Annotated in this window: 3 protein-coding genes and 1 pseudogene; all 4 read left to right on the top strand. The window is 40.1% G+C overall.

From position 1 onward, the window contains the following. Window positions 1-5,862 (top strand): T9SS type B sorting domain-containing protein (locus ACY2RS_RS15120; protein WP_490099505.1); only part of this gene is annotated, 5,862 nt, incomplete at its 5' end. Between the two features lie 53 nt (window positions 5,863-5,915). Continuing rightward, a complete protein-coding gene (locus ACY2RS_RS15125) occupies window positions 5,916-6,878 on the top strand; it encodes a PorP/SprF family type IX secretion system membrane protein (RefSeq protein WP_490099506.1) in 963 nt (320 codons plus the stop codon). Between the two features lie 23 nt (window positions 6,879-6,901). Beyond that, a complete protein-coding gene (locus ACY2RS_RS15130) occupies window positions 6,902-8,851 on the top strand; it encodes an OmpA family protein (RefSeq protein ID WP_490099507.1) in 1,950 nt (649 codons plus the stop codon). A 547-nt stretch (window positions 8,852-9,398) separates the two neighbouring features. After that, window positions 9,399-18,274, top strand: a pseudogene (locus ACY2RS_RS15135) (hypothetical protein); the annotation flags it as partial.

Genomic DNA, 18,274 nt, shown 5'->3' on the forward strand with positions numbered 1-18,274 from the left:
ACTGGAATGCCAGTAGTGGTAGATGTTTTAGGGAATGATGTAGATGGTGATATTGTAGATCCAACGACGGTACAGATAGTAGGAACGGCGAATCCAGGCGATCCATTAGTGGAGCCAGGTGTAGGAGTATGGACAGTAGATGGTACAACGGGGGCGATTACGTTCACGCCTTGTACGGCAGCTGGAGTTCCAGATGCGAGTTGTATGGGACTTTCAGTAGAAGACCCTATGGAAATTATGTATATAGTTGATGACGATGAGGGGAACACTTCCGATCCTGCTTCAGTAATTGTTACTTTTGATGAGTGTAATGGTATGGGATTAGGTGATTGTGATGGAGATGGTACGCCAAATAATATGGATCCAGATCCGGACGATCCGTGTAATGATGATGGTACGATTGGCGATGAAGATATAACGAATCCAATCTGGCAAGCCGCCGATTGTGATGGAGATGGAGAGACAAATGGAAACGATCCAAGTCCTTACGATCCTTGTGATGGAGGTAACTTAGCTAATGTTGATCTTTCAGATATGACTAGCGATTGGTATGTAGCCGATTGTGATGGTGATGGTGTACCAAATGGAGAAGAAGTAGATCCAGATGGAGACGGTACTTCAGGACCAGACAATACAGATCCAAACGATCCTTGTGATTACAACGAAGACGATGTAAGCTTACCACAAGGTGGAGATTGGAACGATGCTGATTGTGATGGAGACGGAGAGACAAATGAGACTGATCCAGAACCATTAGATCCATGTGTATTCACACCAGGAAGTGTAGGAGATGCAAGCAACCCAATCTGGGCAGATGCAGACTGTGATGGAGACGGAGAGCCAAATGGCACTGATCCAGATCCGAACGATCCGTGTATTGGTGGAGATTTAGCCAATGTAGACTTAATGGATACAACCAGCGATTGGTATGTAGCCGATTGTGATGGAGACGGAGTTCCAAACGGAACAGAGGTAGATCCAGATGGTGATGGTACTTCAGGTCCAGACAATACGAACCCTAACGATCCATGTGATTACAACGAGGATGATGTAAGTCTTCCAACGATGGAACCATGGACAAGTGCAGATTGTGATGGTGACGGTGATCCAAACGGAACCGATCCAGAGCCACTAGATCCTTGTGTATTCACACCAGGAAGTGTAGGAGATGCAAGCAACCCAATCTGGGCAGCGGCCGATTGTGATGGAGACGGAGAGCCAAATGGCACTGATCCAGATCCAAATGATCCTTGTGAAGGCGGAAACCTTGCTTTGGTTGATTTAACAGATATGACCAGCGATTGGTATGTAGCCGATTGTGATGGAGACGGAGTTCCAAACGGAACAGAGGTAGATCCAGATGGTGATGGTACTTCAGGTCCAGACAATACGAACCCTAACGATCCATGTGATTACAACGAGGATGATGTAAGTCTTCCAACGATGGAACCATGGACAAGTGCAGACTGTGATGGAGACGGTGATCCAAACGGAACAGATCCAGAACCATTAGATCCTTGTGTATTCACACCAGGAAGTGTAGGAGATGCAAGCAACCCAATTTGGGCAGATGCAGACTGTGATGGAGACGGAGAGCCAAATGGCACTGATCCAGATCCAAATGATCCTTGTGAAGGCGGAAACCTTGCTTTGGTTGATTTAACAGATATGACCAGCGATTGGTATGTAGCCGATTGTGATGGAGACGGAGTTCCAAACGGAACAGAGGTAGATCCAGATGGTGATGGTACTTCAGGTCCAGACAATACGAACCCTAACGATCCATGTGATTACAACGAGGATGATGTAAGTCTTCCAACGATGGAACCATGGACAAGTGCAGACTGTGATGGAGACGGTGATCCAAACGGAACAGATCCAGAACCATTAGATCCATGTGTATTCACACCAGGAAGTGTAGGAGATGCAAGCAACCCAATTTGGGCAGATGCAGACTGTGATGGAGACGGAGAGCCAAATGGCACTGATCCAGATCCAAATGATCCTTGTGAAGGCGGAAACCTTGCTTTGGTTGATTTAACAGACATGACCAGCGATTGGTATGTAGCCGATTGTGATGGCGATGGTGTTCCAAACGGTACAGAAGTAGATCCAGATATGGACGGTACTTCAGGACCAGACAATACTGATCCGAATGACCCATGTGATTATAACGAGGATGATGTAAGTCTTCCAACGATGGAGCCATGGACAAGTGCAGATTGTGATGGTGATGGTGATCCAAATGGAATCGATCCTGAGCCACTAGATCCTTGTGTATTCACACCAGGAAGTGTAGGAGATGCAAACAACCCAATCTGGGCAGCAGCAGATTGTGATGGTGATGGAGAGCCAAATGGTTCAGATCCAGATCCAAACGATCCATGTGAAGGTGGAAACCTTGCTTTGGTTGATTTAACAGATATGACAAGCGATTGGTACTTAGCCGATTGTGATGGCGATGGTGTTCCAAACGGAACAGAAGTAGATCCAGATATGGACGGTACTTCAGGACCAGACAACACTGATCCGAATGACCCGTGTGATTATAACGAGGATGATGTAAGTCTTCCAACGATGGAGCCATGGACAAGTGCAGATTGTGATGGTGATGGTGATCCAAATGGAACCGATCCTGAGCCACTAGATCCTTGTGTATTCACACCAGGAAGTGTAGGAGATGCAAACAACCCAATATGGGCTGCAGCTGACTGTGATGGTGATGGAGATCCAAATGGTTCAGATCCAGATCCAAATGATCCTTGTGTTGGTGGAAACCTTGCTTTGGTTGATTTAACTGATATGACAAGCGATTGGTATGTAGCCGATTGTGATGGTGATGGTGTTCCAAACGGAACAGAGGTAGATCCAAATGGTGATGGTACCCCAGGACCAGATGGTACAGATCCAAACGATCCATGTGATTACAACGAGGATGATGTAAGTCTTCCAACGATGGAACCATGGACAAGTGCAGATTGTGATGGAGATGGTGATCCAAACGGAACAGATCCAGATCCACAAGATCCTTGTGTATTCACACCGGGAAGTGTAGGAGATGCAAACAACCCAATCTGGGCAGCAGCTGATTGTGATGGTGATGGAGAGCCAAATGGTTCAGATCCAGATCCGAATGATCCTTGTGTTGGTGGAAACCTTGCTTTGGTTGATTTAACTGATATGACAAGCGATTGGTATGTAGCCGATTGTGATGGTGATGGTGTTCCAAACGGAACAGAGGTAGATCCAAATGGTGATGGTACCCCAGGACCAGATGGTACAGATCCAAACGATCCATGTGATTACAACGAGGATGATGTAAGTCTTCCAACGATGGAGCCATGGACAAGTGCAGACTGTGATGGTGATGGAGATCCAAACGGAACGGATCCAGATCCGCTAGATCCTTGTGTATTCACACCAGGAAGTGTAGGAGATGCAAGTAACCCAATATGGGCAGATGCTGATTGTGATGGTGATGGTACTCCAAATGGTGATGATCCAGATCCAAATGATCCATGTATTGATAACGGAATTTCTGGTGATGAAGATATATCTAATCCGATTTGGTCAATGGCAGATTGTGATGGTGATGGAACCGTGAATGGTAATGATCCAGATCCAAACGATCCTTGTATAGATGATGGTACAATAGGTGATGAAGATCAAACGAACCCTATATGGCAAGCTGGCGATTGTGATGGTGATGGTGTTACAAATGGTCAAGAAATTATGGATGGTACAGATCCTTATAATCCATGTAGTTATGACGCAGCAAATCAAGATATAACAATTGTTTCTGATGAATGGGAACAGGAAGATTGTGATGGAGACGGTGTAACAAATGGTGATGAGACCATTGATGGTACAGATCCGCAAGACCCTTGTGAATTTATGATCGAAAATGCAACAGTGCCACAAACTCCTGAATGGGAAGCACTTGATTGTGATGGTGATGGTGTTACCAATGGTGATGAACTTGATGACGGTACAGATCCACTTGACGATTGTAGTCTTATCACAGATAATCAAACGGTTCCTCCAAGTCAAGCTTGGTTAGATAGTGATTGTGATGGTGATGGTGTTACCAATGGTCAAGAAATTATGGATGGTACTGATGTTAATGATCCTTGTGATTATGTGTTAGCTAACCAAACACTGCCTACAAGTGGTGATTGGATGATGGCAGACTGTGACGGTGATGGTGTTACCAACCAAGATGAGTTAGATGATGGTACAGATCCACAAGATCCTTGTGATTTCATTGTTACAAGTCAAACAGTTACACCAAGTGATGCTTGGATTGCTGATGATTGTGATGGCGATGGTGTTACCAATGGTGATGAAATAATCGATGGAACAAATCCAACAGATCCTTGTGAGTTTATGATCGAAAATGCAACAGTGCCACAAACTCCAGCATGGGAGGCACTAGATTGTGATGGTGATGGTGTTACTAATGGAGATGAATTATTAGATGGAACAGATCCTCTTGATGAGTGTAGTCTCTTAGTAATTAGCCAGACACTTCCTCCTAGCCAAGCATGGTTAGATGGAGATTGTGACGGTGATGGTGTAACAAACGGTCAAGAAGTGATAGATGGTACAGATATTAATGATCCTTGTGATTACATAATAGCAAACCAAACATTACCTACGAGCGGTGATTGGATGATGGCAGACTGTGATGGAGATGGCGTTACCAACCAAGATGAGTTAGACGATGGCACAGATCCGCAAGATCCTTGTGACTTTATCCTAGCAAGCCAAACTGTTGAACCAAGTCAAGCTTGGTTAGACTTAGACTGTGATGGCGATGGAGTTTCTAATGGAGTTGAAATTGCAGCAGGTACAGATCCGCTAGATGGATGTAGTTATAAGCCAATAAACCAAGATGTTACTATTGTAACTGAAGAATGGCATCAATTAGACTGTGATGGCGATGGAGTTACTAATCTTGATGAATTAGAAGATGGTACGAATCCACAAGACCCTTGTGATTACTTACCAGAAAGTCAAACAGTTCCTGTTTCCGAAGCATACAATCAATTAGATTGTGACGGTGATGGTGTTATCAATGGTGATGAGATTATGGATGGTACAGACCCATTAGACCCATGTGACTTTATAGTTGCTAGTCAGACTGTAGCACCCTCAGGTGACTTCCTAGAAGCCGATTGTGATGGCGATGGAGTTACCAATGGTGATGAGATTATGGATGGAACAGATCCATTAGATTTCTGTAGTTTCATATTCAGCAGTGTAACCTTAGAACCTACTGGAGCGTTCTTAGATTTCGATTGTGATGGGGATGGAGTTTCAAATGGTGATGAGATCATGGACGGAACAGATCCTAATGATTCTTGTGATTTTGATTTTGAGTCTCAAGTAATTGATTATGATAATCAAACTGTTGCTGGTGTTAGTCCAGAATGGTTAACGTTCGATTGTGATGATGATGGAATACCAAATGGCGATGAAATAGCTGATGTAAATGGTAATGGAATTCCAGATTATATTGAACCATCTACAAATCCTAATATCAATCCAAATGCAGATATCAATGTATTTGATATCATGACTCCTAACGGTGATGGATTAAATGATGTATTTGTAATTAGTGGACTTCAGAATTTCCCAAGAAATACGGTAACTATTTACAACCGATGGGGAGTGGAAGTATACAAGACAGACGGATATGGTCAGAATGATAATTTCTTTAGAGGACTATCAGATGGTAGGTCTACTATCGATAGAGAAGAGAAATTACCTGTAGGAACATATTATTATGTTATTGAATATGTAGACGGAAATGGCAACACTCAAAAGCTTGCTGGTCCATTATACATCAACAGAAGATAATAAAGCAATCATAAACAACCCCGTGGGATGCTGCGGGGTTAAAATTTAACCTTATGAAAAAACAATTAGTACCAATTTTAGCATTGCTCTTTATGGTTCTTTCTGTGAGCACAGTTCGCAGTCAGCAAGATGCTCAGTACACGCAATACATGTATAATACTCTTAGTATCAATCCAGCCTATGCCGGAAGTAGAGATGTATTTAGTTTGGTGGGTATATACAGAAATCAATGGTTTAACAATATTGAAGGAGCGCCAAACACCTATACCTTATCCATGCACAGTCCTGTGGGTAAGCGTGTTGGCTTAGGGCTTAATATTGTTAGAGATGAAATTTTCGTAACCAATGAGACGTACTTTGATCTGGCCTTTAGTTATACCCTTAACTTGAGTGAAAAAGGGAAATTAGCTTTAGGTTTAAAAGGTGGAGGTCATTTGCTTGATATAGATTTTGCAAGGTTAAATACAGGAGCATTCAATGACGGAGATTCTGATGCAACAACCGAGTCGAATGTCGATAATAGATTTTCTCCTCAATTTGGTTTAGGAGCCTACTATTATACAGATAAGTTTTACTTAGGTTTTAGTGCTCCAAATGTTTTAGAGACAGAGCATTTTGATGAGAGTACAACAATAAGTAACACAACAAATTCAAGCGCAACTGCCCGTGAGAAAATCAACTTTTACTTAATTGGTGGATATGTGTTTGAAGTAAATCCAGATTTAGATTTAAAGCCAGCAGCTTTGTTCAAGGCAGTAGAGGGAGCTCCATTACAGTTGGATGTTTCTTTAAATGCACTTTTAAAGGACAAACTAACTCTTGGTTTGGCATATCGTTGGAGTGCAGCCTTGAGTGCAATGGCAGGCTTTCAAGTTACCGACCAATTAATGTTAGGTGTTGCTTATGACCGTGAGACTACAGAATTGAACCAATACAATTCTGGAAGTTATGAAATTATGTTACGCTACGAATTATTCAAGAAGGAAGAACGATTGATTTCGCCTAGATTCTTTTAATCCTTAACTAATACGCTACAAAAATGAAAAAAATTACACATATTTTATTAGCTTCTTTTTTAATGATTAGTGCAGCAGTGCAATCACAAGAAAAGAAATTAGAGAAAGCCGATAAAGAATTTAGAAACTTCGCTTACATTGATGCTCGTGAAGCATATTTGAAAGTGGCCGAAGATGGTTTCATGTCTGAAGATCTTTTAATGCGTTTAGGAGACTCTTACTATTTTACTGCCGATTATGTAAATGCATCTCGTTGGTATGCATCACTGTATGAGTTTTCTCAAAATACAAAACCAGAATATTTATATAGATATGCCCAATCTTTAAAAAGTGCAGGACAATACGCAGCGTCAGATAGAATTATGGAAGAATTTTATCAATCAAATGGGAGTGACACAAGAGGTGCTTTATTTGCCAATGAGCGAAATTATCTAGAAGAAATTGAAGCGCAGTCGGGTAGATTTAAACTTGTAAATGTTCCGTTTAATTCTTCCCTTTCAGATTTTGCACCTTCGTATTACAAAGGAAACCTAGTCTTTGCTTCTAACAGATTGAATGGAAGAAATAAAGCTGGAAGAATACATGATTGGAATGAACAACCTTTTTTGGATATATACCAAATTCCATTAACAACACCTGATAACTATTATGTTAAAAGCTTTGATAATAAAGTAAATACAAAATACCACGAATCCACAGCAGCTTTTTCAAAAGATGGCCAAACAATGTATTTTACAAGAAATAACTATACAAACGGTGACTATAAGAAAGACAGTAATGGAACAAATAAATTAAAAATGTATAAGGGCAAGCTAAACGCAAAAGGGAAATGGGATATTTCCGAAGTGCCTTTTAATAGTGATGAATATTCTGTTGCGCATCCAGCTTTGAGTGAAGATGATAAGACACTTTACTTTGCGAGCGACATGCCAGGAGGAAAAGGAATGTCAGATTTATATAAAGTAAGTGTAGAGGGCGATGGTTTTGGGACACCAGAACCTCTTGGAGATAATATTAATACAGAATTTAGAGAAACATTCCCATTTGTAACTTCCGATAAATTATATTTCGCCTCAGATGGACACCCTGGACTAGGAGGATTAGATGTTTTTGTGGCAGAAATGCAGAATGAAAATTTTGGTGATGTTTTTAATATTGGACGACCAGTAAATAGTCAAAAAGATGACTTTACGTTTATTGTAAACGATAAAAGTGGGATTGGTTACTTTGCATCAAATCGAGATGGAGGAGAAGGAGATGATGATATTTATTCATTCGAAAAAGTAGGAGATTTAGAACTCATAAGTAGTTGCTCGCAAATGGTGACGGGTGTTGTAATCGATAAAGATACAAAAGAGCCTATCCCAATGGCTAAAGTGGTTTTAATGGATCCTGCAAATCAAGTTATTGATCAATTAATTGCAGGTGAAGATGGAACCTTTTCTTTTCCTTTAGATTGTAGCAAACCGTATTGTGTAAGAGGTTCAAAAATTGAATATGGTTTTGATGAAGAATGCTTTACTACAGGTCCTGAACTAAAATTAGAACTTTCATTAAACCTAGAATTAGAGTCACTTGCTCAGGATAAACCAAAAATTGGAGACGATTTAAATTTCCTTTTAGATCTCTTGCCTATCTATTTTGATTTAGATAAAGATTTTATCCGAGCAGATGCTCAAGTAGAACTTCAAAAAGTAATTGCTTTTATGAAAGCGTATCCAACTACTAAAATCGACGTAAGATCTCATACAGATAGTAGAGCTCCAGATGATTATAATATGGACCTTTCTTCAAGAAGAAATAAGAATACCATTGACTACATCGTGACCAGAGGAGGAATTGATAGGTCTAGACTTACAGGTCGTGGTTATGGAGAAACACAACTTACCAATAGATGTTCTAATGGAGTACCTTGTGATGAAGGTTTACATCAATTAAATAGACGCTCAGAGTTTATTATTGTATCAAAATAATCAGTAAAATATAAATGTAGAATCATCATTAACTATTTATTATTCAAAGCCTAGTATCCTATCAAATTACTAGGTTTTTTTGTGTGTTGTTCCGAAATGCGCTATATCTGTTCTGAAATTTTCAAGTAATGTATCTTCGTAAAAAAAAGTAAATTTCATAAGTACTTTCCTACGTATTTTGACGATTTTAATTACGTTTAGTCGAAAAAACTAATTTATGTTTGTCTTCAAAATGTGATAGCGAATTGTTAATAACTATATTCGCTCTTAATATTTTTAAAATTTCAGACAAAACAAAAAAATCAAGATTTATTCTTAAAACAAAATGAAACATCTTTATTCCCCGAAGATTGTATAAATACAAAGACGCTTGTAGCTATTAGTTACGAGTGTTTTCTTGTTTTATGCTCTTTCGTAATAATTTGTTTCTACAACCTGTAGTAAGTGATAATGAAACCTAAACTGAGTCAATCAAAGACCTAGCTTGTTTGTATGATGAAACACAAAAATGTTAATAAATAGCACACTCATATTTATAATAGTACTTATGAAACAAATTACTCTTACCAGAAAATCTTGGAATGTAAACAAAACGCTACTCGCAGCGGGTATTGCTTTGTTATCGGTTTTTCAAGCATCAGCCCAACAAGCAATTACAGGTTCAACAACAAATGCTGTAAATGCAACTGCTTCAACATACACTGAAGATGGTCAAACGTATGATTGGGGTCAAGGTGACGATTTATTTTTAGTTACCATAGATGCGGTAGTACCTACAAGTCCAACAGATCCAACGCCAATTACTAAGACTTTTATTCTTGATAATACTTTTACACAAGTAAGCTACAGAATAGTAAGAGACGCAGATAATGGAGGAGTAACATACGATCGTTGTGGGATTATGGCTCAGGAGTTTAATGCAAGCAACTTTGACTATGAGCCTTCTTTTCCTGGAACAGTTGTAGGAAATGTTGCAACTTGTTCAATGGAGCAAGTGCTAAGTGAAGAAATTATTAACAGAGGTGCCAATGATGTTTTTAAAAATGATGCCAATCAAGGTTCATCGCAAAACATAGAGCGTATAGATGTTCTTTATGATCCTTTTACAATACCTGCAAATTTTGATTTAACTAAAGTTGGTTTTTTGGCTTCTGAAAAAGCAGGGAATAGCCCCTATCAAGTTGCAGCAATTACATCTATTGATGGTAGTGGTAATCCATTAACTTGGGGTCCGCTATCCACAATCGACACAAATGAGTATGGTTTAGTTAATCCTCCAGGAGAGCTAGATTTTAGTTGGCTGGTAGATGATCCCGATAATGGAGACCCAAACCCTTTTAGAGTAGGGGGTAACGGTGGTAATGAGGCAATTGGAATATCATATATAACACTTGAAGATATAGGGATCCAAGAAAATGATGTGGTTTACGGAGTTTCTTTCGTAGATAGTAATGTTACAGCTACAAATAATACAGATTTAGCGAATATTTCAGATACATCTATTTTTCCAGACGCTGTTGGAGGTGGTGCAGATATTCATGGCGCATTGGGTGCCATTGTAACCTCTCTTGCTATTGTAGAAGGTGTTGTTTATGAAGATTTAAATAATAATGGCGACCAAGATCTTGGAGAACCTGGAATTGCTAGTGTTAGTGTAGCTGTAACTGATAGTACGGGAGCCACCCAAATTGTTGAAACAACCGCAGATGGTAGTTTCTCAGCTTTTGTTCCAGATGGTTCAACTATTATCGATATTGATGAAACAGATCCTGATATACCAATAGGTTCAATTTTAGTTGAAGGAGCTGTAAACGATCCAATTACAATAAACGCCATTGAAGGTCAAGTAACTTTCTCAGAAAACTATGGGTTTTTTGCAGATGCCGATGGTGATGGAATTTCTAATGTATTAGATGACGATGACGATAATGATGGTATTTTAGATATAAACGAACAAGACATTATTGTTTGTGCAAATCTTATAGGACCACAATTTGGAGCTGCACAAGGTCCAAATAATTATCTGGGTTCAGATATTAACAATCCACAAATTGGAGATTCGTTTTTGTACAATGACGTGTATACGGGAGTTGATGCAATTGTAACAATAGTATCCTCTACAGATGTCTCAATTAATGAATTGGATGTTACATCAACTGGTTTTGATGCACATTTTCAACCCGAAATTGATCACAACCCGGGAACTTTTACAGAATTTAGAATCGATTTTGTGGTTGCAGATACACCACAAACATTAGCGCCAAAAGAAACTTATATATTAACAACCATAGACAACGATGTAAACGAATATGTTGTGTATTCAGATGCTTTAACGTCACAAGTATTGGTAGACAATCCAACCAATGAGCTTTTGTATACTGGACCTGGAACAGAAACAGGGTTTTCAATTGGGTACGTTAGTGATGGTACTTTTGTGGTTGGAGTCTCAACAGCAAATCCAGAATATCATGTAGCTGGAGTGTATTCTCAAATTAACTCTGTTAGCTTTAGGTTAGGAAATACAGATGGTGATACATCAAATCACTCTGTGGCATTATTGCCTTGTATACCAGAAGATAATTGGGTGACGATTCCTGAATTATATCAAGATAAAGATACAGATGGCGATGGAGTGCCAGATAGGTTAGATGTTGATAGTGATAATGATGGCTGTTTTGATGCTCTTGAAGGATTTGATGATATTCTTGCTGTAAATGTTTTGCCTAACGGGCAACTCAATGGAACGATAAGTGGGAATGGAGTACCCGGCAATGTGAGTGCGGTAGACGGTCAAGCAATTGGCGGATCTACAGATGGCTCACCTTCAGATTCATTTTTGCAATGTGACTCTGATGCAGATGGTGTGATTGATGTAGATGATATATGTCCTGGTTTTGATGATACTACCGATAATGATGGAGATGAAGTGCCAGACGGATGTGATTTAGATGATGATAATGATGGAATATTAGATACTGAAGAATGTGGAGCTCAGCCAACTCCAGTGACATTAACATTAGGTACAGGGAATGTAACTTTTTTTCAAAATGGTGCAGGTCCTGATGGAGTGGGCTCATATGCTACTTACACGGACGCTACAACATATAATGGTCAAGATGTCGATTTAAGACTTACTATATTAAGAAATTCAAGTCCTACAGATTTAAGCGCAGATATTGATGGGTTTGAATTCACTTCACCTGATACAGGAATCACTTACTATTATCCTATTCTTTTGACAGGAGATAATAATGATGGGTTTATGGAATTCAAAATTGAATTTTTCCTTTCAGGTACTACCACTCTTATTGATGTACCTGTAAAACTTACTTTTTTAGATGTTGATGACACAGGTGTTGGAGAAGGTGTTGAGTTTGATAAAGATGATGTTGCTAGTTTCTTCACTACTTCTGGTGCGCCAGTTTCAAACATTGTATCAACAAACACTACAACTTCTTATTTTGGGGATACTGGTCAGTTTATTCGTTTTTTAAGTAATAGTAGTGGATCACCTGATGATGAAAATCTTTGGGTTGATGTGAATTTACTGCAAGCATCTAATCTTACTTTCACAGTTAAGAAAAGAGAATTTAATACAGGTTACATTTTTGATGATGCTAACTTTACTACTGCTGGTACAACTGTTAGTATTAATGGTGTTGCATGTGATCTAGATACAGACGGAGATGATATTCCAGATTATTTAGATTTAGATTCAGATGGTGATGGTTGTCCAGATGCATTAGAAGGTAACGCTACAAATATTGGTTTAGATGAACTTAACCCAGATGGAAGTATCAATGTTGGGACACCTGCTGTTCCTCTTAATGGAGGAGTAAATGCACAAGGGGTTCCTTTAATCGCTGTAGGTGGTGCTGGTCAAGCAATTGGTACTTCGCAAGACGATACAACAATTGCTTCAGAATGTGCTGTAGATGCGATGGATGATGACTATAGTTCAACCCCTGTAAATGGAACTACTGGAGGTCAAGTAGCTAATGTTTTTGACAATGATGAATATCTGGGTGAAATTTTAGATCCTGCAGATTTTGTTATTACTCCCGTAACTAACGGTCCACTTACTGTAAATGCAGACGGAACAGTAGACGTAGATCCGTTAACAGCGGCGGGAACTTATACGGTAGATTATACTATTTGCCAAGATAGCGCAACCATCACACCAGCAAATTGTGATACCGCTACGGTAACAGTAGTTGTAGAAGCAACCGTAATTGATGCTGTAGAAGAAACCTTTGCCAATATTAATGGTGAAGACGGTGGAACAACAACAGTAGCACTTTTAGATAGTGATACTTTAGATGGTGCACAAGCAGTTGCTGGTGCTGGCGGAAATGTGACACTTACTGTAAATAGTATTGACACTCCTTTAACTTTGGAAACAGATGGAACAATTACCGTTGCTCCAAATACACCAGCTGGAGACTACGAAATTAACTATACCATCTGCGAAAATGCAGTACTAACAAATTGTGATACTGTTACAGAAACAATAACAGTTGTAGCGCCAGTAATCGATGCGGTCGTAGAAACTATTGCTTCTATTAACGGTTTTGATGGTGGAACAACGCAATCTATTTTAACAAGTGATACTTTCAATGGAGATCCAGCAGTTGCTGGTACTGGCGGAAATGTGACACTTACAGTAAATTCAATTGACTCAGCATTAACCTTAAATGCAAACAATACAATTACTGTTGATCCTGGAACTCCTGCAGGAACATATACTTTAAATTATACCATTTGTGATAATGATAACCCTACTACAAATTGTGATACAGTTACCGAAACAGTAACAGTAACTGCTCCAGTAATTGATGCTGTTGTAGAAACCTTCCCATCAATCAATGGGGTAGATGGTGGAGCAACCGATACAATTTTAACAAGTGATACTATTAATAGTGAACAGGCAACAACATCTAATGTAAATATTACAGTAGATGCAATCAACGGTCCAGATGGAATGGCTTCTACAGCTATTACAGTAGGAGCCGATGGTGTGATCACGGTACCAGCAGGAACTCCAGCTGGAGATTATACTGTTGAGTACACAATCTGTGATGTAAACAATGCAACAAATTGTGATACAGCGACAGAAACAGTAACTGTAGATGCAGCAGTTATTGATGCAGTAGCGGAGACCTTCGGAAATATTAACGGATTCGAGGGTGGTGATACTACCGCAACTATTTTTGATAGCGACGAATTAAATGGCGACCCAGTCGATCCTGCGGATGTAAATTTAACAGTAAATTCAATCGACAGTCCATTAACATTAAATCCTGATGGAACTATAACAGTTGCCGCAAATACTCCTGCAGGTGATTATGAACTTAACTACACAATCTGTGAAATTCTAAATCCAACAAATTGTGATACGGTTACCGAAACAGTAACAGTAACTCCTCCAGTAATTGATGCTGTTGTAGAAACTTTCCCTTCAATCAATGGGGTCGATGGCGGTACAACCGATACAATTTTAACAAGTGACACTATTAATAGTGAACAGGCAACAGCATCTAATGTAAATATTACAGTAGATGCAATCAACGGTCCAGATGGAATGGCTTCTACAGCTATTACAGTAGGAGCCGATGGTGTGATCACGGTACCAGCAGGAACTCCAGCTGGAGATTATACTGTTGAGTACACAATCTGTGATGTAAACAATGCAACAAATTGTGATACAGCGACAGAAACAGTAACTGTAGATGCAGCAGTTATTGATGCAGTAGCGGAGACCTTCGGAAATATTAACGGATTCGAGGGTGGTGATACTACCGCAACTATTTTTGATAGCGACGAATTAAATGGCGACCCAGTCGATCCTGCGGATGTAAACTTAACAGTAAATTCAATTGACAGTCCATTAACATTAAATCCTGATGGAACTATAACAGTTGCCGCAAATACTCCTGCAGGTGATTATGAACTTAACTACACAATCTGTGAAATTCTAAATCCAACAAATTGTGATACAGTTACAGAAACAGTAACAGTAACCGCTCCTATAATTGATGCAGTTATTGAAACTTTCCCATCAATCAATGGCGCAGATGGTGGAGCAACTGATACAATTTTAACAAGTGACACAATCAATGGTGTTCAAGCAACAACATCTAACGTAAATCTTACGGTAGATACTATATTAGGTCCTGATGGAATGGCTTCCACAGCTATCACAGTAGGAGCCGATGGTGTCGTAACAGTGCCAGCTGGAACTCCAGCGGGGGAATATGTAATAGATTATACTATCTGTGATGTAAACAATGCAACAAATTGTGATTCAGCAAGAGAGACAGTAACAGTAACAGCGCCAGTAATTGATGCTGTTGCAGATGACTTTAGCGCAGATCCAGTAAATGGTGAAGACGGTGGAACGGTACCAAACTCAAATGTATATGATAATGATACGTTGAATGGTGATCCAGTAGATCCAGCGGATGTTACTCTAACAAGTACACCAACGACAGAACTTACAGTAAACACAGATGGAACAATTGATGTAACACCAGGTACCCCAGCAGGCACGTACATGATTGATTATACAATTTGTGAGAACAACAACCCAACCAACTGTGATACAGCCACAGCTACTGTAGTAGTAGAGGCACCAGTAATCGATGCAGTTGCAGATGATTTTAGTGCAGATCCAGTTAATGGAGAAGATGGTGGAACGGTACCCAACTCAAATGTATATGACAATGATGAGTTAAATGGCGATCCAGTAGATCCGGCCGATGTTACTTTAACAAGCACACCAACAACAGAACTTACTGTAAACACAGATGGAACAATTGATGTAACCCCTGGCACACCAGCAGGCACGTACATGATTGATTATACAATTTGTGAGAACAACAACCCAACCAACTGTGATACAGCCACAGCTACTGTAGTAGTAGAGGCGCCAGTAATTGATGCTGTGGATGATGACTTTAGCGCAGATCCAGTAAATGGTGAAGACGGTGGAACGGTACCAAACTCAAATGTATATGACAATGATACGTTGAATGGTGATCCAGTAGATCCAGCGGATGTTACGCTAACAAGTACACCAACGACAGAACTTACAGTAAACACAGATGGAACAATTGATGTAACCCCTGGCACACCAGCCGGAACGTACATGATTGATTACACAATTTGTGAGAACAACAACCCAACAAACTGTGATACAGCCACAGCTACTGTAGTAGTAGAGGCGCCAGTAATTGATGCTGTGGATGATGACTTTAGCGCAGATCCAGTAAATGGTGAAGACGGTGGAACGGTACCAAACTCAAATGTATATGATAATGATACGTTGAATGGTGATCCAGTAGATCCAGCAGATGTAAACGCAACTGTGACGGATAATGATGGAAGTGGAATTACAATCAATCCTGATGGAACGTTAACCGTACCTATGGATACACCAGCGGGTACGTATGATGTAGTTTACCAGATTTGTGAGGTATTAAATCCAACGAACTGTGATACGGCTACAGTAACTGTAGTAGTAGAAGCACCAGTGATCGATGCAGTAGATGATGATTATAGCGCAACTCCAGTAAATGGAGCAAGTGGTGGAGCAGTACCAGGAGCGAATGTATATGACAACGATGAGTTAAATGGTGACCCAGTAGATCCAGCCGATGTTACACTAACAAGTACACCAACAGCTGAGCTTACTGTAAATACAGACGGAAGTGTTGATGTAGCACCAGGTACACCAGCCGGAACCTACATGATTGATTACACGATTTGTGAGAATCTAAATCCGATCAACTGTGATACAGCAACTGTAACAGTAGTTGTAGATGATAGCAATATCGATGCAGTGGATGATGATTATAGTGGCACACCAATCAGTGGTGCCGATGGAGGAACAACTCCAAGTGTATTTGATAACGATACTTTGAACGGAGATCCAATAGATCCAGTAGATGTAAATGCAACTGTGACGGATGATGATGGAAGTGGAATCACAATCAATCCTGATGGAACGTTAACTGTACCTATGGATACACCAGCGGGTACGTATGATGTAGTATACCAGATTTGTGAGGTATTAAATCCAACGAACTGTGATACTGCTACAGTAACTGTAGTAGTAGAAGCACCAGTGATCGATGCAGTAGATGACGATTACAGCGCAACTCCAGTAAATGGAACAAGTGGTGGAGCAGTACCAGGAGCGAATGTATATGACAATGATGAGTTAAATGGTGACCCAGTAGATCCAGCCGATGTTACTTTAACGACCACACCAACAGCTGAACTTACAGTAAATACAGACGGAAGTGTAGATGTAACGCCAGGCACACCAGCGGGGACGTACATGATTGATTACACAATTTGTGAGAACAACAACCCAACAAACTGTGATACAGCCACAGCTACTGTGGTAGTAGAGGCACCAGTAATTGATGCAGTAGATGATGATTATAGCGGAACACCAATTAGTGGTGCCGATGGTGGAACAACTCCAAGTGTGTTTGATAATGATACTTTGAACGGAGATCCAATAGATCCAGCAGATGTAAACGCAACTGTGACGGATGATGATGGAAGTGGAATCACAATCAATCCTGATGGAACGTTAACTGTACCTATGGATACACCAGCGGGTACGTATGATGTAGTGTACCAGATCTGTGAGGCATTAAACCCAACGAACTGTGATACTGCTACAGTAACTGTAGTAGTAGAAGCACCAGTAATCGATGCAGTAGATGACGATTACAGCGCAACTCCAGTAAATGGAACAAGTGGTGGAGCAGTACCAGGAGCTAACGTTTATGACAACGACGAGCTAAATGGTGACCCAGTAGATCCAGCCGATGTTACTTTAACAAGCACACCAACGACAGAGCTTACGGTAAATACCGATGGAACAATCGATGTAACGCCAGGCACACCAGCGGGGACGTACATGATTGATTACACAATTTGTGAGAACAACAACCCAACCAACTGTGATACAGCCACAGCTACTGTAGTAGTAGAGGCACCAGTAATCGATGCAGTTGCAGATGATTTTAGTGCAGATCCAGTTAATGGAGAAGATGGTGGAACGGTACCCAACTCAAATGTATATGACAATGATGAGTTAAATGGCGATCCAGTAGATCCGGCCGATGTTACTTTAACAAGCACACCAACGACAGAACTTACGGTAAACACCGATGGAACAATTGATGTAACGCCAGGCACACCAGCGGGGACGTACATGATTGATTACACAATTTGTGAGAACAACAACCCAACCAACTGTGATACAGCCACAGCTACTGTAGTAATAGAGGCACCAGTAATCGATGCTGTAGATGATGATTATAGCGGAACACCAATTAGTGGTGCCGATGGTGGAACAACTCCAAGTGTATTTGATAACGATACTTTGAACGGAGATCCAATAGA

The sequence above is a fragment of the Patiriisocius sp. 208BN25-11 genome, assembly GCF_058147145.1.